At 34.3% G+C, this 19,302-nt stretch carries 18 protein-coding genes; 16 read left to right on the top strand and 2 right to left on the bottom strand.

Annotated features, from left to right (window positions below):
* The first annotated feature begins 63 nt into the window (after nt 1–63).
* The gene (locus H539_RS30010; RefSeq protein ID WP_155889952.1) at nt 64–2,538 is read left to right on the top strand and encodes a SpoIID/LytB domain-containing protein; all 2,475 of its coding nucleotides are present in this window, start codon (nt 64–66) and stop codon (nt 2,536–2,538) included.
* A gap of 208 nt (nt 2,539–2,746) precedes the next feature.
* On the opposite strand, the gene H539_RS27880 is transcribed toward H539_RS30010, so the two are convergent.
* Both H539_RS27880 and H539_RS0106135 read right to left on the bottom strand, forming a co-directional pair.
* Nucleotides 2,747–3,142: a hypothetical protein gene (locus H539_RS27880; RefSeq protein WP_051348461.1), complete on the bottom strand. Its 396-nt coding sequence runs from the start codon at nt 3,140–3,142 to the stop codon at nt 2,747–2,749.
* Nucleotides 3,143–3,322: 180 nt separating this feature from the next.
* The gene (locus H539_RS0106135) at nt 3,323–4,105 is read right to left on the bottom strand and encodes an SGNH/GDSL hydrolase family protein (protein ID WP_026692810.1); all 783 of its coding nucleotides are present in this window, start codon (nt 4,103–4,105) and stop codon (nt 3,323–3,325) included.
* 208 nt (nt 4,106–4,313) lie between these two features.
* On the opposite strand from H539_RS0106135, the gene H539_RS0106130 reads away from it, so the two are divergent.
* From H539_RS0106130 to H539_RS0106060, 15 genes are all read left to right on the top strand, one after another.
* Nucleotides 4,314–5,030 carry a YveK family protein gene (locus tag H539_RS0106130; protein WP_026692809.1) on the top strand — a complete coding sequence of 239 codons (717 nt, stop codon included), beginning with the start codon at nt 4,314–4,316 and terminating at the stop codon, nt 5,028–5,030.
* An 18-nt stretch (nt 5,031–5,048) separates the two neighbouring features.
* Nucleotides 5,049–5,741 (top strand): CpsD/CapB family tyrosine-protein kinase, encoded by a 693-nt coding sequence (locus tag H539_RS0106125; RefSeq protein WP_425414696.1) that lies wholly within the window; start codon nt 5,049–5,051, stop codon nt 5,739–5,741.
* 86 nt (nt 5,742–5,827) lie between these two features.
* Complete coding sequence (locus H539_RS0106120) at nt 5,828–6,595, top strand: tyrosine-protein phosphatase (RefSeq protein ID WP_026692807.1); 768 nt, start codon at nt 5,828–5,830, stop codon at nt 6,593–6,595.
* A 258-nt stretch (nt 6,596–6,853) separates the two neighbouring features.
* On the top strand, nt 6,854–7,744 hold the full coding sequence (galU, locus tag H539_RS0106115; RefSeq protein WP_026692806.1) for a UTP--glucose-1-phosphate uridylyltransferase GalU: 891 nt from the start codon (nt 6,854–6,856) through the stop codon (nt 7,742–7,744).
* Nucleotides 7,745–7,816: 72 nt separating this feature from the next.
* Nucleotides 7,817–8,443: a sugar transferase gene (locus H539_RS0106110; RefSeq protein ID WP_051348467.1), complete on the top strand. Its 627-nt coding sequence runs from the start codon at nt 7,817–7,819 to the stop codon at nt 8,441–8,443.
* 17 nt (nt 8,444–8,460) lie between these two features.
* Complete coding sequence (gene fcl / locus H539_RS0106105) at nt 8,461–9,399, top strand: GDP-L-fucose synthase (protein WP_026692804.1); 939 nt, start codon at nt 8,461–8,463, stop codon at nt 9,397–9,399.
* Nucleotides 9,400–9,429: 30 nt separating this feature from the next.
* Nucleotides 9,430–10,509: a GDP-mannose 4,6-dehydratase gene (gene gmd, locus H539_RS0106100; protein ID WP_026692803.1), complete on the top strand. Its 1,080-nt coding sequence runs from the start codon at nt 9,430–9,432 to the stop codon at nt 10,507–10,509.
* A 168-nt stretch (nt 10,510–10,677) separates the two neighbouring features.
* Nucleotides 10,678–11,358, top strand: a complete 681-nt coding sequence (locus H539_RS0106095) for a CatB-related O-acetyltransferase (protein WP_035321988.1) — start codon at nt 10,678–10,680, stop codon at nt 11,356–11,358.
* Nucleotides 11,330–12,673: an MATE family efflux transporter gene (locus H539_RS0106090; protein ID WP_026692801.1), complete on the top strand. Its 1,344-nt coding sequence runs from the start codon at nt 11,330–11,332 to the stop codon at nt 12,671–12,673. Before H539_RS0106095 ends, H539_RS0106090 begins: the two co-directional genes overlap by 29 nt.
* A 30-nt stretch (nt 12,674–12,703) precedes the next feature.
* Complete coding sequence (locus H539_RS0106085; protein ID WP_026692800.1) at nt 12,704–13,828, top strand: glycosyltransferase family 4 protein; 1,125 nt, start codon at nt 12,704–12,706, stop codon at nt 13,826–13,828.
* Between the two features lie 29 nt (nt 13,829–13,857).
* Nucleotides 13,858–14,913: a glycosyltransferase family 4 protein gene (locus H539_RS0106080; protein WP_026692799.1), complete on the top strand. Its 1,056-nt coding sequence runs from the start codon at nt 13,858–13,860 to the stop codon at nt 14,911–14,913.
* A gap of 22 nt (nt 14,914–14,935) precedes the next feature.
* A complete protein-coding gene (locus H539_RS27875) occupies nt 14,936–15,685 on the top strand; it encodes a glycosyltransferase family 2 protein (RefSeq protein ID WP_035321987.1) in 750 nt (249 codons plus the stop codon).
* Nucleotides 15,686–15,707: 22 nt separating this feature from the next.
* Nucleotides 15,708–16,973, top strand: a complete 1,266-nt coding sequence (locus tag H539_RS0106070) for an O-antigen ligase family protein (RefSeq protein ID WP_026692798.1) — start codon at nt 15,708–15,710, stop codon at nt 16,971–16,973.
* A gap of 268 nt (nt 16,974–17,241) precedes the next feature.
* Nucleotides 17,242–18,189 (top strand): glycosyltransferase family 2 protein, encoded by a 948-nt coding sequence (locus tag H539_RS30005; protein WP_051348460.1) that lies wholly within the window; start codon nt 17,242–17,244, stop codon nt 18,187–18,189.
* A gap of 24 nt (nt 18,190–18,213) precedes the next feature.
* Nucleotides 18,214–19,272 (top strand): glycosyltransferase family 4 protein, encoded by a 1,059-nt coding sequence (locus tag H539_RS0106060; protein WP_035321985.1) that lies wholly within the window; start codon nt 18,214–18,216, stop codon nt 19,270–19,272.
* Nucleotides 19,273–19,302 lie beyond the last annotated feature (30 nt).

Below are 19,302 nucleotides of genomic sequence, written 5' to 3'. Positions count from 1 at the left end.
ATATTGTCTAAGTTAAAGGAAAATGTAAAAATTTCAAAGAAAAGGGGTTAAAGGGTGAAAGTTTTGCGTAAGTTTATGTTGTTGGGATTTGTTTTTATCATTGTTATGTCGCTGGTTCCTGCTTTTTCTGTTAATGCTTCGAGTGAGGAGCCGCGCGTTCAGGTGAAATTGAAAAATTATCTCGGAAACAAGTCTCAGATTACAGTCGTTCCTGATATTGCTTATTCTACAAATATTAAAGGGGTTACCCTATTACCTAAAGTCAATTATTCTTTAGAGGTCACAAGTGAAGGTATACGGATCCTTGAAAATTCTAAGGAAATTGGAAGAGGTATACAGATTGATGTAAAGCCCATAACAGAGAAAGGTCCATTGTCCATTAACGGCAGGCTTTATCTGGGGGATTTCTCCTTTACCAAAGAAGGGAATTATGTACGTCCCATTAATTCTATTGGTCTAGAAGATTACTTAAAAGGAGTAGTTCCGGCTGAAATGCCAGCTTCCTGGAATGATGAAGCTTTAAAATCTCAAGCTGTAGCAGCGAGAACATACGCCATGGGTTACGGAAAAACCATAGATGATACCACTACCTATCAGGTTTACGGCGGCTATTCCTGGTATGAAAAATCATCAAAAGCAGTCGACGATACCAAAGGGCAGGTTATTGCCTATAATGGCAAGCCGATCGGTTCAGATGCATTCTTTACCTCAAGCAATGGAGGGGTTACGGAAACAAACTCCAACGTTTGGGGAGGAACGGCAAGGCCATACCTAACGATTAAGCAGGATCCGTATGATCCTAAAACCAAATGGAGCTTTGGAATCAAAAAAGTTCAAATTGATACTTCTAAGTTAGATTTAACAAAAGCCGATACTTGGTGGAATACAGTAGGCGAAACAGAACAGACAGCTGAAGTGAAAAATATGAAATCGTGGCTTACGGCTAATGGATATGGAACTAATATTAAGATTATAGGAGTTCCCCAGTTATCCTTCGGTGGCGTAAAATCCGGAGGCAGGGTAACCACAGGCAGTATAACCATTGATTACTTCACATTAGAACAAGGAAAAGCGGTCAGCCACCGCCTCGTAAAGGATAGTATGAATGCTTCGTCGATCCGGGCCATTTTTGGTCTCAGCTTGATGAAAAGCTATTTGGTTCAATCAGTCAGTACAACTGGTGACAGAATACTGGTTACAGGCGCAGGCTATGGCCATGGAGTGGGTTTAAGTCAGTATGGTGCGAGGAATGCAGGTGATCCTATAACCGGGAAGAAAAATTACAAGGAAATCCTTGCATTTTACTATGAAAATACGAATATTATCAGTGCTTATCAAGCAGATCCTGTAAATCCTGTGCCGGTAAATCCTACACCTGCTCCTGTCATCCCGGCGCCGGTGCAGCCTGCTCCGCCACTGCCTGTACCAGTCAAAGATGAAACAGCTCCTGTTATTAATAATATAGAGACTTCTTATGATTCCAAAACTCAAAAGGTGTATATGCGTTACGATGTAAATGAAACAGCGAAGATAACCCTCCAGGTTAAGGATGGAAATTCTAAAATAATTGCTGCGCCTTTAAAAGAAGTTCAAACATCGGCAGGAACCCGATGGGTCTCCTGGGTCGCTTCAAATGCGGCGAATGGAAACTACACATTGACTCTTACAGCGGTTGATGGCAGTAACAACAAGAGTACGGCAACGATCATGTATACACTCAAAAAGCCCGTACCGAAAGACACATCTGCACCAGTCTTGAAAAATATACTCACGTCATTTGATTCAAAAACCCAAAAGGTGTATTTGCGTTACGATATAAACGAAACAGCGAAGATGACCCTCCAGGTTAAGGATGGAAATTCTAAAATAATTGCTACGCCTATAAAAGATGCTCAAACACTGGCAGGTACCAGATGGGTCTCCTGGGCCGCTTCAAATGCGGCCAATGGAAACTACACATTGACTCTTACAGCGGTCGATGGCAGCAGCAACAAGACTAACGCAATGATCATGTATACACTCAAAAAACCGATACCGAAAGACACATCCGCACCAGTCTTGAAAAATATAAAAACATCATTTGATTCAAAAAGCCAAAAGGTGTATATGCGTTATGATATAAACGAAACAGCGAAGATGACCCTCCAGGTTAAGGATGGGAATTCTAAAGTAATTGCTACGCCTATAAAAGATGCTCAAACATTGGCAGGAACCAGATGGGTCTCCTGGGCCGCTTCAAATGCGGCCACTGGAAACTACACATTGATTCTTACAGCGGTCGATGGCAGTAACAACAAAAGGACGACCAATATTTCCTATACCCTTTCCAATCCGGTCAAAAAAATGACTGGAAAGGTAAGTGCAACGAGTTTAATTGTCCGCCAGACACCATCAACTTCTGGAAAGGCCATTGGGTCATTAAAGAAAAATACGATCGTCACCATTAATAGAAAGAATGGTGACTGGTATGAAATTCAGTTTAGCAATGGGAAGGCTTTTGTATCCGGAAAGTATATAACAAATGTTATTACTAAATAATATATAGTATGGGATAGGAGAAAATAGCATTTCTTCTATCCTTTTTTTTATGATTCGTCCAAAGAAATATAACATCAAGGCTATGGGCAACTGATCTAGTTTAAAAACCTTTCTACCAGTAAGAATTAAAAGAGAATCATTTTGAAAGTGTCTATTTAAATTTCTCCACAAGTTGAGGACCGTAGAAGATGCCGTGGCCCTTTTTTCTTTACCTTGCAGGAATTACATGCGCCAGCGAATCCCAAACCCATCGGTTGCTATCCTTTTCCCTCTCGCCACAATCAATAATATTAGCCCTATCTAACATGGTATCCAAGAAACGTTTAATCCCGTTCGGAAGAGGGATTTGGTTAATGAATTCGATAATCTTACCAGGATAGACATGACCTAAAATTTCAATAGCTAGTGACATCGTGGAAATATTGAGAGGTTTTTTCGTCTGACGGACATACATATCCTTAATCGTTTCGGCTGCCTTGTAGGAACCATGGGAATCACCAGCCAGCAGGGACTGCAGCTGTGAGCCATTTTTAATATGCACAACGCCATTCGTAAACTTTACCTCAAGACTATATCCTCTGACTTCGATTTTATGATATGACATTCAGAAACCCTCCTTCCATATTTCTAGTGATTAAATACCCTGCCAGGCTGGAATCAATCTTTATGGAAAATATAAATAGATACGTTCGTATAAAGATGGGCCGTCTTACTTCAAAGGCTTGAGCGTCGACAGAATCTATAAACATAAAAAAGGACCGGATAAACCCGCTCCTTTAATCCATTATCGAACAAATTGCTCAATCACCGCATCTGCCCAAATACGATTTCCTTTATCGTTTGGCTGAGACTGAGCTTCATTTTCGTAGTTATTGATCTCTTCATTGTTATAGTCCGGCCAATTTTTCCAATGGTCTAAGAATAGGATGTTATTTTTTGCCGCATAGTCTTTCAGTGCCTCTACCTGAAGCGGGTAATTCCTCGCTTGGTAGATAGGATGAGGGGGCTGAAGGATGAAGACAGCAGATGGATTATCTTCATGGACCTTGTCCATGGTCGTTTGGACATTTTTCAGGGAATCTTCAATCGTAACAGATCCGTTGTCGTTTAGAGTAAAAGGTTCAAAATAAATAATATCAGCTTTTTCACTAATCAGATCATTGAATTTTTCTTGCTGCACGTACTCATTGGAAGTGAGATTATAGTGGAGTGTTGAAAACGTGACCTTGTCTTTGAATTCATCTTGTAATTTTTTCTCAACTAAAAGGGGCCAGCCTGAGTCTGCGCTGCCAAGAGCATCGGATCCGATAAATGTAATTTTTATTTTCTCCTTTTTTCCTTCGACTCTATTAAAAACTTCCTGCAGTGGTTTAGTGGGAATATCTTTAATTTTGTCCCCGATAGGATCAGATTCCTCACCTGAAGAAACAGGTGCTGCTTTTGAAGCTTCTTGGACAATTTCCTTCTTTGAACTGACAGTTGTAATTTCCTCATTCCAATAGGTCTGCCCCAATATAATAGCTGTAACCGTTACTCCAAATACCAAAATAGTAAGAACTGCCTTCATACCCAATCTCCTTTTATGCAAAACAAGTAATTAATTCCAATTTAGATATAAGTCTACCAATTGTAACTTTCTTGTAATAATATATACTATAGCACTGGAAAAGAAGAAATAAAATTACAATAAAAGAAAAAATATTACATTTTTACAGAAAATTCTACAGCGTATTATGGTATAATATTCTAGTTAAATTCAATAGGCGGGGGAAGTAATGGAAGAAACGATCAGCTTAAAAGATTTGTTCAGTGTATTAAGAAAAAGATTGAACTTAATTATTTTAATTACTTTAACAGCGGTGCTGGCAAGTGCCTTAGTCAGTTATTTCGTATTGACGCCAGTCTATCAATCTACCGCTCAGCTGCTGGTGAATCAGAAAAAAACGGATAATCTTTATAATAATTATAATGAAGTGCAAACCAACCTTCAGCTCATCAATACATACAATGTGATTATTAAAAGCCCGGCGATCCTTGAGAAAGTAAAAGATGAATTAAATCTGAAATCATCAGTTAGTGAATTAAATGGAAAAATAACGGTGGGCAACGAACAAAATTCACAAGTTGTGAATGTATCAGTGGAGGATAATGATCCAAAAAAAGCCGCCGAGATTGCGAATAAAACAGTGGAAGTGTTTAAACGCGATGTTTCCAAAATTATGAATGTGGATAATGTAAGCATCTTAACACCGGCTGTTCTGGGAGATCATGTATCACCCATTAAACCAAAACCCATGTTAAATATCGCGATTGCCTTAGTCATCGGTTTAATGGCAGGGATTAGCCTTGCATTTCTATTCGAATATTTGGATAACACCATTAAAAATGAGCAGGACATAGAGAAGTTATTAGAGCTTCCTGTATTAGGAGCCATCACGAATATCGGAGACATTGAAAAGTCCCGGGGAAGAAAACCAGGGAAGTCAGCTTAGGAGGAAATCATTTTGGGAATTCGTAATAATAAACAAAAAAAGATGGAGACGCAGCGGAAGCTGGTTACACAGCATGACCCAAAGTCGCCGATTTCCGAGCAATATAGGACGATTAGAACGAATATTCAATTTTCATCAATTGATGAAGAGCTCCAGACATTGATTGTTACTTCCGCTGGACCTGGAGAGGGGAAATCAACAACTACCGCAAATATGGCTGTGGTGTTTGCCCAGCAAGGAAAAAAGGTGCTATTGGTCGATGGTGATCTGCGGAAACCAACGGTCCACTATACATTTTCCTTTACAAACACATTTGGGTTAACAAGTGTCCTTTCTAAACAAATTTCGTTTCAGGAAGCTGTAAAAACGTCTCAAATTGAAAACCTGGATATCCTGCCAAGCGGACCGCTCCCCCCTAATCCAGCTGAATTGCTGAGCTCGAGAAGCATGATGGAGCTGCTTAGGATTGCCAAGGAACAGTACGATATCATCATCTTTGATACTCCTCCAGTACTGGTAGTGACGGATGCTCAGGTTATGTCGAATATGTGTGATGGTGTAATTTTAGTAGTGTCTAGCGGAAGAACAGAGAAAGACGCCGCTGTTAAAGCGAAAGAGCTGCTAACTGCTGCAAAGGCGAAAATTGTCGGAGTCGTTCTTAATAATAAAGAAGAAAGTAAAACAGCTTCTTACTATTATTATGGTAAATAAAAGTGAAAAAGGAAAAAATAAGTACTTTCTTTAGAGAGTATATTATTTTTTTGAATTATTTTGGTATAAAATGGAGGATTTGTAGTATGATTGACTTGCACAGCCATATTTTGCCTGGAATTGACGATGGGGCACAGATTGTTTCCGATAGTATCGAATTAGCAAAAGCAGCGGTTGAAGAGGGTATTCAAACACTATTTGCAACCCCCCATCATATGAATGGTGCCTATGAAAATACGAAAGAAACCATCCTGAAAAAAGTCGATCAGCTTAAACAAACCTTATATGAACATAATATCCCTCTTGAGATTCTCCCGGGACAAGAAGTCAGAATATATGGAAATTTAGTAGAAGACTATGAAGCTGGTAACATTCTTACCCTAAACGATGAAGGCATCTATTTATTGGTGGAACTTCCTTCCGGCCATGTTCCCAGGTATACGGAAAAGCTCCTTTTCGACATACAGCTGCAGGGTATAGCACCGATTATCGTTCATCCTGAACGTAATCAGGAGCTGATTGAGCGGCCGGAACTCTTACTGAAATTTGTAGAAAAGGGTGCGCTCAGCCAGGTAACAGCCGCAAGTATTGCAGGTATGTTCGGCAAAAAAATTAAGAAGTTTTCTTTAGATTTAATAGAAGCAAATTTAACCCATTTTATTGCTTCAGATGCCCACAATTTAAGGGGCCGAAGCTTTAAGATGACAGATGCATTCGATGTGGTAAAAAAGGAGTTTGGGAATGACCTGGTTTATTTGTTCAAAGAAAATGCGCAATTACTGACAGATGGGAAAGTGGTCTATAGGGAAGCACCCCAGCCAGTGAAAAGGAAGAAAATTCTGGGGATTTTTTAATAAATGATAGGTGATGCCTCCTTACCTTTATCAATGGAGGCACTCGGTCATGTTGTGGGACGCAGGGAACTGCTGGCCTTAGACGCGGGTCGTCGATAATGTGATGTGAGGCTGGGTTAAATGCCCGCTACATACTAAATGAAAATGCTTTCAATAAATATCTAATGAAAGGGCATGTCAGGGCCTGCCTTTTTATTAGATATTTATTTATAGCTGATTTTGAAAGAAAAATTCAAGGGAAAAGGGAGCATAAGTGAATTGAAAAAAGTTAGAAAAGCCATCATACCAGCAGCCGGACTTGGAACGCGCTTCTTGCCAGCAACCAAAGCAATGCCGAAGGAAATGCTTCCTATAGTTGATAAGCCAACTATACAGTACATCGTGGAAGAAGCGGTTGCCTCAGGGATTGAAGATATTATCATTGTCACAGGAAAAGGGAAGCGTGCGATAGAAGATCATTTTGATTTTGCACATGAACTCGAACAAAATTTAATCGAAAAAGATAAAATGGATATTTTGGAAAAGGTCCGTTATTCTACAAATCTTGCAGACATTCACTATATAAGACAAAAAGAGCCAAAGGGACTGGGACATGCGGTCTGGTGCGCTAGAAGCTTCATAGGAGACGAGCCATTTGCCGTTTTATTGGGGGATGACATTGTTCAAAGTGAAACCCCCTGTCTTAAGCAACTCATTAATCAATATGAAGACACCCTATCCTCAGTTATAGGAGTCCAAACCGTTCCTAATGAAGAGACACAGCGCTATGGAATCATCGATCCGGCTTTCCAGGATGGAAGGAGATATCAGGTTAATAACTTTGTGGAAAAGCCAAAGCCTGGAACCGCTCCTTCTAATTTGGCAATTATGGGCCGCTATATCTTAACACCGGAAATTTTTATGTTTTTAGAGCAGCAGGAAAAAGGCGCGGGCGGGGAAATTCAATTAACGGATGCGATCCAAAGGCTAAACCAGATTCAACGAGTGTTCGCTTACGATTTTGAAGGAAAAAGGTATGATGTAGGTGAAAAAATTGGTTTTGTTAAAACCACGATTGAATTTGCACTTCGGCATCAGGATCTTCAAGAGGAAATTCTTGAATATCTAAAGGAAATCCTTACTGCTAATAAAGTGGATAGTGAAGTTTAGGAAAAGGCAGGGGTGTAAGTGGCGAATTATGCAAATCAGGAAGCTGTTTTAGTAGAACAGAGGAATAAAGGCATCATTAACGTCAATGACCGAAAAAGTTATTTAATAACCAAACGAGCGATGGATCTATCCTTTGCTGCATGTGGAATCATTCTATTAAGTTTATTGTTCATCATTATTGCACTATTGATTAAGCTGGAAGACCCGAGGGGTAGTGTATTCTTCTGTCAAAAAAGAGTGGGCTTAAACGGCAGAGAATTTAAAATGTTCAAGTTTCGCTCTATGGTCTCAAATGCTGAAGAAAAGCTGAGTGAGCTGCTCAAATATAATGAGGTCAGCGGCGCGATGTTTAAAATGAAGGATGATCCTCGTATCACTAAAATTGGCAGATTTATTCGGAAGACAAGTATAGATGAACTGCCGCAGCTTATCAATGTGATAAAAGGGAATATGAGCCTGGTCGGTCCGCGCCCGCCTTTACCAAGAGAAGTAGAGCAATATACCGAATATGACAAACAGCGTCTCCTGGTTACTCCTGGATGTACTGGATTATGGCAGGTAACTGAACGCAATAATGTAGGATTTGACGAAATGGTAGAATTGGATCTTACTTATATAAAGAAAAGAACCTTATTGTTCGATGTAAAGATTATACTCAAAACAGTGCTTGTATTATTTGGCTCACAGAAAGCCTTTTAAAGAAAGGAATAATACGAATGAATAGAGATTCTAAAATATATGTGGCTGGACATAGAGGTCTTGTTGGATCAGCGATTTTACGGGCATTACAAAAAGATGGGTACAACAATTTGATTTATAGGACTTCAAGCGAGTTAGATTTAAGGGATAAAAATCAAGTAGATACCTTCTTTGCAAATGAGAGGCCTGAATATGTCTTTTTAGCTGCAGCTAAGGTTGGGGGTATTGTGGCTAACAATGAATTTCCGGCAGACTTTATCCGCGACAACTTGTTAATCCAGACCAATGTGATTGATGCTGCCTACAGAAATGATGTTAAAAAACTCCTTTTCCTAGGAAGTACCTGTATCTATCCAAAAATGGCTCCACAGCCATTAAAAGAAGAGTATCTATTGACTGGCCAATTAGAGCCAACGAATGAACCATATGCACTGGCGAAAATCGCAGGGATTAAAATGTGTGAATCTTACAACCGTCAATACGGAACAAAATATATTTCTGCAATGCCGACCAATCTTTATGGTGAGAATGATAATTTCGACCTTCACACTTCACATGTACTGCCGGCTTTAATCCGCAAGTTTCATGAAGCAAAGGAAAGTAATGCCGATTATGTGGAAGTATGGGGAACGGGAACACCAAAACGCGAATTTCTATATTCTGATGATTTAGCAGACGGCTGCATTTTCTTAATGAATCATTATGAAGGAAATGAAATTGTAAATATTGGTGTTGGAGAAGATCTAGCCATTAAAGAAGTTGCTGAGAAAATAAAAGAAGTTGTTGGTTTCCAAGGTGAAATTAAATTTGATACAACCAAACCTGATGGAACGCCAAGAAAACTTGTGGATGTAACTAAGATAAATTCACTTGGATGGAAAGCACAGACTTCCCTAGAAGACGGATTAGTAAAAGCTTATCAATGGTTTTTAGAAAATGAAACTGTAAAACTATAAATCTATAATGTACTGGGTATGGAGGGTATTATGAAAAAAGCATTAATAACCGGTGTTACGGGTCAGGACGGATCTTATTTAGCGGAGTTTTTACTAGAGAAGGGATATGAGGTGCACGGCATGATCCGACGCAGTTCCTCATATAACCAGGAGCGCCTGGAAGACCTCCTTACAGAAGAAGAGGCTGCTTCCCTTTATAACCATAAAAACTTTCATCTTCATTATGGAGATGTAACGGATGCACTTAATGTGACTCGCTTAATCGGCGAGATTCGACCGGATGAAATTTACAATCTTGCTGCACAATCACACGTTCGTGTTTCTTTTGATATGCCAGGATACACGCTAGATGTTGATGCGAAGGGTACTTTAAATATACTTGAAGCCGTGCGTATAGTAGGATTAATGGAAAAAACCCGTGTTTACCAGGCTTCTACTTCTGAACTGTTTGGGAAAGTTCAAGAAATCCCTCAGAAAGAAACAACACCTTTTTACCCGCGATCTCCATATGGAGTGGCTAAAATCTATGGTTTCTGGATCACAAAGAACTATCGCGAATCTTATAATATGTTTGCAGTTAACGGAATTCTCTTTAACCATGAATCAGAACGCCGTGGTGAAACTTTTGTTACTCGGAAAATTACACTTGCGGCAGCTCGTATTGCTCAAGAGAAACAAAAAAAATTATCACTTGGTAATTTAGATTCATTGCGTGACTGGGGATATGCGAAGGATTATGTAGAATGTATGTGGCTGATTCTGCAGCACGACAAGCCCGAAGACTTTGTCATTGCTACTGGTGAAATGCATACTGTACGTGAATTTGTCGAACTTGCATTTAAACATGTGGGGATAGAAATTGAGTGGAATGGTAATGGAGTTGAAGAAAAAGGAATTAACAAAGCAACTGGCGAGGTTATTGTTGATGTTGATCCTAAATTCTTCCGACCGGCTGAGGTTGATCAATTATTAGGGGATCCGACAAAAGCAAGAACGCTGTTAGGTTGGAATCCGACGAAAACTTCCTTTGAGAATTTAGTACGAATAATGGTTCAATCAGATTGTATTAAGATTAGCAAAGAGGAAAATGTTAAGAGAATGTTTGATTAACGAGTTATTACCTTTAATGATACTTTTCGAATGATCTTACATATTAAAAAACAACAAAAATAAAAATACTTATCAGAATTATACTGATAAGTATTTTTATTAGCTTAGGCAACTTTTTGAATAAAGGGTTGCCTAAGCTAATAAAAATAAACTTCTAATGGTGATATTATGATAAATATAAAGAGAAAGATTAAAATAAAATTATTTAACCAATTAAATAGAAGAAAAAATGTAGTAATAAAAGAGAATGTGAACTTTAACAGAAATACCCAACTTGAAGGTAATAATATAATATACAGCGGTTGTCAGATTAATAATACAATTGTTGGATACGGAACATATTTATCTCATAATTGTAGGCTTCCAAACTCAGTTGTAGGGAAATTTTGTAGTATTGGAGAAAATACTAAAATTATATTTGGACAACATCCGACTAAAAAATTTGTTAGTACCCATCCGGCTTTTTATTCTACAAAGTTACAAGCAGGTTTTACTTATGTGAGTAGGGACCTATTTGAAGAGCATAGGTATGTAAATAATCTAAATAAGTCTGTAGTTATAGGTAATGATACATGGATTGGGCAGAATGTATTAATAATGGAGGGAGTAACAATCGCTGATGGCTCGGTCATAGGATCAGGTGCGATTGTTACTAAAGATACAGAGCCATACAGTATTAATGTAGGAGTTCCGGCTAGAAAAATTAAATATCGCTTTCAAGAAAAAGAACGGCAATTCTTATTAAGATTTAAGTGGTGGGATAAAGGTGAAGAGTGGATTTCAAGTAATAAAAATTATTTAGAGGATGTTACTACTTTTTATGATAAATTTAATAAGCTCGAAAATTAAAATTAATAAAAACGATTCATTAACAACTTTGGTTAAAAAAAATGCAATATTTTCTTTGGTATTAAAGGTTCTATCAGTATTTTTAAGTTTTTGGAGTGTAAAAGTTGCTTTTGATTTTACAGGATCACAAAAAATATATGGGCTTTGGTTAACAATACTATCAGTAATTAGTTGGCTAGGATTACTCAATGCTGGAATGGGAAATGGTTTGAGGAATAAGTTATCCCAAGCATTGGCGACCGGTAATAATAAAGATGCTAAAGTCTATGTTTCAACAAGTTATGTATTTATTAGCTTTATAACGGTAGGTTGTATAATAATATATTTTATTATCAATTTCTTAGTTGATTGGAGGAGGCTATTTGGAGCAGATTATATATCAAAAATCCAATTCACAACATTATTTTCTGTAGTAGTTATTTCTTATTTTGTTCAATTGACATTATCAACAATCAATGCAATATGCTTTGCTTTTAATCGCTCAACCTTGCCTTCTCTTTTCACTTTTATTTCCAATGCTTCATATGTGATAAGTCTTTATATTCTAAGTTTTTTTGGTAATGGTGGGTTGGTTATTCTGGGTATCACTTATAGTTCATCCATCATAATTGTTTTATTATTAGCAAATATTTATCTTTTTTCCGCTAAATATTCAGATATAAAGCCAAATATAAAATACTTTAATCGGAAATACGTGCAAGAATTAATGGGAAATGGAGTGAAATTTTTCTTCTTGGAAATTGCAGCAGTAATTATATTTGCTACTGATAGTATAATTATTACTCATTTAGTTGGAACGGCAGAAGTTGCAATATATCAACTAGTTATGAAGTTATTTAGTGTATTTATGATAGCTTCTAGCACCATTATGGTACCACTTTGGTCAGCATTTACTCACGCATATAGTAAAGGTGATATCCAATGGATTAGAAAAATTATAAATAAAATTTTATTATTGGTTATTCCTTTAGTAATTGGTGTTACTCTATTTTCTTTTTTGGTAAATCCAGTATTAAAAATATGGGTGGGAAACAGTATTAGTGCGTCTAAAACATTGATTTTTATTGTCGCCCTGTATGTGGTTATTAATATATGGAGTAATATTTTTGCATATTTTTTAAACGGAGTTAATAAGATAAATGGTCAATTACTTACAGTTGGAATTGGAGCAATAGCAAATATTCCTATGTCTATATTGTTAGGTCAACATTTAGGTAGTGTAGGTGTAGTACTTGCAACAGTGATCTGTTTAATCCCATTTTCAGTACTTGGTCCTATAAGTACTTACAAAGTTATAAATGCTGCTAATAAATAAAGAAAATAATAATAAAATGGGAGAACAAGAATGAAAATAGCTTTTATTACAAACTTAAGAGCACCCTACAGAACATTGCAACTAAATGAATTTAGTAGAATCAAAAATCTCTCCTTGACTGTTTTTTATACTGATAAGCCTAAAGAAAATAGAGTTTGGGAAGTAAATAAACCCGTAGGGTATAGAGAGGTAGACTTAATTGGAATAAAGATATTAAGAAGATTCGGTTACATTAATAAGGGTTTAGTTGATATTGTAAAGACGCATGATATCTTAATATTGGGAGGATATGAGAAACCCACATATATTGCTTTAAGTTTACTGTGTAAGCAATATAAAAAACCCTATATATTACTTTTTGATGGAATTAGTGCAAATAGGCTTCAAGAGAGAGAGAGTTTATATAAGTGGTATATAAAAAATTTAGTCGTCAAAAATGCAGAATATATAATGGGAAACGGTCAAGTTAGCAGTAAGTACTTTAGTGAAGTATTTTCATACCCAGAAACAAAAATATATAATCAGTATTTAACCGTAGATACAGAAAAAATAAAAAAACTATATAAGGATAAAGAATACTATAGGACCCATTTAAGAGATCAGTTAGGAATAAGACCGAATGAAAAGGTTTTGTTATACTCGGGGCGATTAATAGATATAAAGAATGTTGAAACAGTAATTAGAGCAATATCAACAATTAAAACAGAAAGCATATCTTTTCTAATAGTTGGCGGAGGTAAATTAGAGGCAGACTTGAAGAAGATTGCAGAAGAATTAAATGTAAAAGTAATTATTACTGGTTTTTTATCAAATCAAGAAGATGTATTTAAACATTACTTTGTCGGAGATGTTTTAATACTGCCTTCCATCGTGGAACCGTGGGGCTTAGTTGTTAATGAAGCACTGGCAGCTGGGATGCCTGTAATTGTATCGAAATATTGTGGATGTGTCTATGATTTAGTACATCATAACCAAAATGGTTATATTGTGGACCCATTGAATATTAAAGAGATCGCAAAGTATATAGAGAATATAATGTTTTTGAATAATAGAAGCACATTTTCTAAGAAATCAAGAGAGATAGCAAATGCCTGGACATTTCAAAATTCTAGAAAGAGTTTAGAGCATATTATAGGAAACTTAAATAATAAATAAATAAATATAAATTATAAAGAGGAATTATATTGAAACTATCAATCGTCCTAAATAACATAGCAGGTATTGGTGGAGTAGAGCGGGTTGTTACAAACTTTTGTAATCAGTTATATGAAAAATACAAGTGTGAAATCCATATAATAAGTTTATTTAGCAATAATGATTCAGAAATATTTTATGATTTGAAAAGAGAGATAAAAGTAATTCATTTGGGAAATAAAAACTTAAAAAATATTAAGGTTATTCGCCAGTTTTTTAAATTCAAGAAAGAAAACTATAATTTCATGTTATGTTGTAGTGTTTCTATTTCACTTCTTGCACTAATCACAAAAGTCCTTGGAAATAATTCCACGAAAATTATTGCTTGGGAGCATAGCCAATATGATAATACATCTCCTTTAACCAAGAGATTAAGAAAAATTTCTTATCCTTTCTTAGATCATATAATCACATTAAGTAAACATGATCGGGATATATTCAAAAACTATTTAGGTCAGGTTTCAGTAATTCCTAATTTTAAATCATTTAAATCTAAACAAGTCTCTAATTATACAAACCATAAAATCATTTCTGTAGGTAGACTAGGGTACGAAAAAGGGTTTGATATGTTGATAGAAGCTATAAATTTAATCAAGGACCAAATGGGAGATTGGATATTGGAGATTTATGGAGAGGGAAAAGAATATGATGTGTTATCTCATAAAATTAGTCAATATAATCTTGAAAATAAGGTGTTTATAAGGCCGTTTACTCCAAACATTAAAGAAAAATATTTAGATGCTTCTATTTTCATTTGTAGTTCAAGAAGTGAAAGTTTTTCTATGGTAATCATTGAAGCTATGGAGTGTGGATTACCATGTATTAGCTTTAATTGTAAAATTGGTCCTCAGGAAATTATTACAGAAGGGGTAGATGGGTTTTTAGTCGGGACTTTTAATATAGAAGAGCTATCAAATAAGATAAAAATTCTTATCCAAGACTCTAATTTACGAGTGGAAATGGGAGCAAACGCTAAAAAGAAATCAAGTAAATATGATGTGGATATGATAATGGATGATTGGGAACATATGTTGAGTTTAAGATAAAAGTAAAATAAGGAGTTACAGGATGAATCAGGAACCACTTATATCGATCATTACTGTTTGCTATAACAGTAAACTTACCATTGAAAGAACTTTTAAATCGATACTTAATCAAAGTTATCGAAATCTAGAGTATATTGTAATAGATGGGAATTCCACAGATGGTACCGCTGGACTAGTAAAACAATATCAAGAGGTATTTGAAAATAACGGTATTACTTACAAATGGATTTCTGAACCCGATAACGGAATTTATGATGCAATGAATAAGGGAATAGCTAGCGCACAAGGTGAATTAATAGGTATTATTAATAGCGATGATTATTATGAAGAATCTGCTTTGCGGATTATTGCGCAAGAGTATTCAAAAGATAACTCATATGATGTTTACCATGGCTTATTAAAATATCATGATTCAGGAAAGTTATCAATGATAAAAGGGGCTGTAAGTGATGTTCTGCCTAGACATATGATTGAACACCCAACTTGCTTTTTAAAGAAGGAGACATACAAACAATACGGGGTATTTAATTGTAAATACAAGTATGTGGCCGATTATGAATTATTATGTAGAATTAGAAAGAATGGCGGAAAATTTAAATTAATAGATAAAGTAATAGCGAACTTTTATGACGGCGGGGCAGGGAACACGTTTAAATCAGTAGTAGAGGCATTAAAGTTAAGATATGAATATCAATTTATTAATAGAAAAGAATATATAATTAGATACTTTAAGCTACGCTTAGGAAGGACAATATCAAGACTTATAAATTAAGTTTTGAAACAAATGAGGTATTATGCAAATAAAAAAGAGTACACTAATAACATTTATTTTTCTAATTATTATTTTTTTAAATGAACGTATGTTTTATTTTAATGATATTAACAATTCTTTACATGTTACTTTGTTGCTGATAATTACATTTGTAGCATTTCTACTTAATTCAAAACAATTTTTAACAAGAAAATTTATGTTTAAGGAAGTTATAACTTTATACATAATAATCAATATAATTAGCTTAATAACAACAAATTTACAATTTGGCCAGCCCCTGCTATTAGCAATTTCTCGTTATAAGTATGTTTTTGTGGTACTTCTCTATATCCCAATCACTTTAATGATAGGTAAAATAGGAACTGAAAGTATTAAAAAATTAATAGTTAAGATTACAAGCTGCTTATCACTCATTTATATTATACAAGCGCTTTTATATCCCAAAGTAATTTTTCTAAAGGTGAGTTATGCTGATAGATTTAATTTTACTAGGTTTTTTGATGGTGCTTTTTTTATTACATTAGGTTTATTTTTAACTATATCATTTATATTTAAAAATAAAGGTTTAATTAATAATATTAAGTATTATTTTGCTTTTTTATTACAAATAATTTATATAATTTTTGTTGCCCAAACTAGAAATGCCATAATACCAATATTATTAATTATAATAATACTTTTACTATTAAAACTAAAGTTAAATAATGTAGCTAGTTTTTTTAAAGTGGGAATAGTTTTAATTGCTGGTATTATATTTCTTGCTCCATATGTATTAAACATTTTTGATAGTGTACTTTATGATATAAATAGGACTGAAGGCACAGCAGCTATAAGATCACAAGCTAAACAATTTATAGAAGAAAAAATAAAGGAAAAACCAATATTCGGTTATGGTTTGTACAATAATAATTTTTTTGAAGGTCAATATATTACTGGGAGTATAAATAAGTACTTTGCTCAAGATGTGGGTATCATAGGATTTGTATTCCAATACGGGTATATAGGCCTTCTATTATATGTATGGATGTTAATAAGAATTATTTTTTATAGCTATAAATTATTTATTATAAATCAAGGAATAAGCGTATTTTACCTAAGTTTTTGTCTTTATTTATGCTTAACAAGTGCGTTTACAATAACGCTTAATGTTGATAATACATTAATATACTTGGTGATTTTTATGGCATTATTAGAAAATGAGTATATAAACCTTTATAAATTTCCTTTATGTAATATAGATAATAAAGTGGCTTTTCAAATAGATTCCAATAATGAAAGATTGATTTAATAATCTTTCATTATTTTTTTCTTCCCCAAAGTGATTTAAATATGTCATTTAACAGTTATACCAATTATCATTTCCACATACCTCGATTGATATTGAGTAAGTATGACTAGTTAACTGACTAAACTTTAGTGTAGATAAATATACTTTGTTATTAATAAAAGTACAGGGGTTATTAAAAATGGAATAAAAGTTAAAGCCATTACCTGAAGATTTAGAATAACTTATAAAAGGTAATAGTTTTTTTATCATTTTAATAAAGGAGAAAAAAATGATTGATAGTAGTAAAACAATGGTAAGCGTAATAATCCCAACCTTTGGACGTCCAAAATTATTGTTAAGAGCAATTAATAGTGTTTTGAACCAATCTTATAAAAATATTGAAATAATTATTGTGGACGATAACAACCCTGGAACACAAGAAAGAGATGAAACAGGATCGGTACTTAAAAAGTATATAGATGAAGAGAGAATAAGGTATTTACATCTTGATAAAAATAGCGGTGGAGCAATTGCGAGAAATAAAGGCGTGGAAATTTGTACTGGGGAGTTAATTTGTTTTTTAGATGATGATGATGAGTTTCTACCAAACAAGATAGAATTACAAATAGAAAAGTACTTTGAATTTGACTGTAGACCTTCAGTGATTGGTGGATATGCAAATATTTTGGATGGTAAAGGAAATTTAAAAAGAGTTGAAAGGAATGAAGTGTCCGGAGATGTTTTTAAGTTCCAACTTGGTAAAAATGTGTGCACAACAAGTATTGCAATGATAAATAAAAAGGTTTTTATAAAAGCAGGTGGGTTTACTAATGTTCCATCGTCACAGGAGCATACTTTATTTATAAAAATCTTTAACGAGAATCCTCTATATTATTATGTAAATGAACCAGTAGTAAATATATATCATCATGATGGGAATAGAATCTCTACAGGTAGGAGAAAAGCTGAGGGTGCTATATTGTTGCATAATTTTGTTGCTAGCTTTTACAATAAATTAACTAAAAAAGAAAAAAAAGAAGTTGATAATGCGCACTATATTAACATTATAAGGGCATTTATGCATACAAAAAAACATCGAATTGAAGCATACAAATACCTTATAAAATTAATGAAAAATAAGAAGATCATAGATAAAGAAGCCCTTAAATGTTTGGCTATTATCCTTCTAGGAATAAATAGAATCGAAAAAGTAAAAAACAAATTAACAAATGTATAAAGAATCTAGAACAGGATGTTATTAATGAAAAAAGTTTGTCTTATTGGCCAATTCCCTCCACCAATACACGGATTATCAAAAGCCTTAGAAACTATAAAAGAATCTAAATATTTAAAAGAACGATTTAAATTTACGCATGTTGACATAACAAACAACAAAAATTTTTTAGCGCATTTAAGAAATATAAGAAAAAATGAATCAGATATTTATTATTTTACAATTTCGCATTCTAAACTCGGTAATATAAGAGATTTAATAATTCTGAATCAATTAATAAGAAAAAAGAAAAAAACAATCATCCATTATCATGGTGGATATTTCAGAGACCTATATAATGAAATGAACTTTATACAAAAGAGAATTAATAGGTTGTTATTAAATAAAGTAGACAATATAGTAGTGCTAAGTAAAGGATTACGTTCCCTCTTTAACCATATTGTTAACGAAAGTAGAATTAAAATATGTGAAAATTATGTAGAAGATAAAGCCTTATTATCTGATAATGAATTAATTAGTAAACTTGAGCATATTAAAGGTAAAAAAGACCTAGATATACTTTATTTAAGTAATTTTATTAAGTCTAAAGGATATATTGAGGTTCTAAAAGTGGCAGAGATTTACAGAGGCAAAGCTGTTAGATTTCACTTTGCTGGCAAGTTTTTTTCTAAAAAAGAAGAAATAGAATTTAAGAATTACATCATCGGAAATCACCTAAATAATGTTAATTATTATGGAGTTGTAGATGGTGATATAAAAAAGGAATTAATTAAAAAAAGCGATGTTTTTATTTTGCCGACATATTACCATGTAGAAGGACAACCAATATCATTAATTGAGGCAATGGCAAATGGGCTAACCGTTATTACAACAAAACACGCTGGGATTCCTGATATAGTGACAAGTAAAAATGGGTATCTTTTGCAACCTCAAAGTATTACCGACATTGACCGAGCAATAGAAGATATAATTTCGGACAAAACCTTGCTAAAGAAAACGGGTTATTATAATAGAGAATACACATTGGCAAATTTTAAAGAGATAGATTATATAAAGCGTATAGAAAAGATATTTAATGAGATATAAGACAAGATATAGTAACTAAAAAAGATAAGG

Source organism: Peribacillus kribbensis DSM 17871, from assembly GCF_000430765.1.
GTDB lineage: Bacteria > Bacillota > Bacilli > Bacillales > DSM-1321 > Paraperibacillus > Paraperibacillus kribbensis.
The sequence above is the reverse complement of the archived record's forward strand: the minus strand, read 5'-3'. Positions and strand labels throughout refer to the sequence as shown.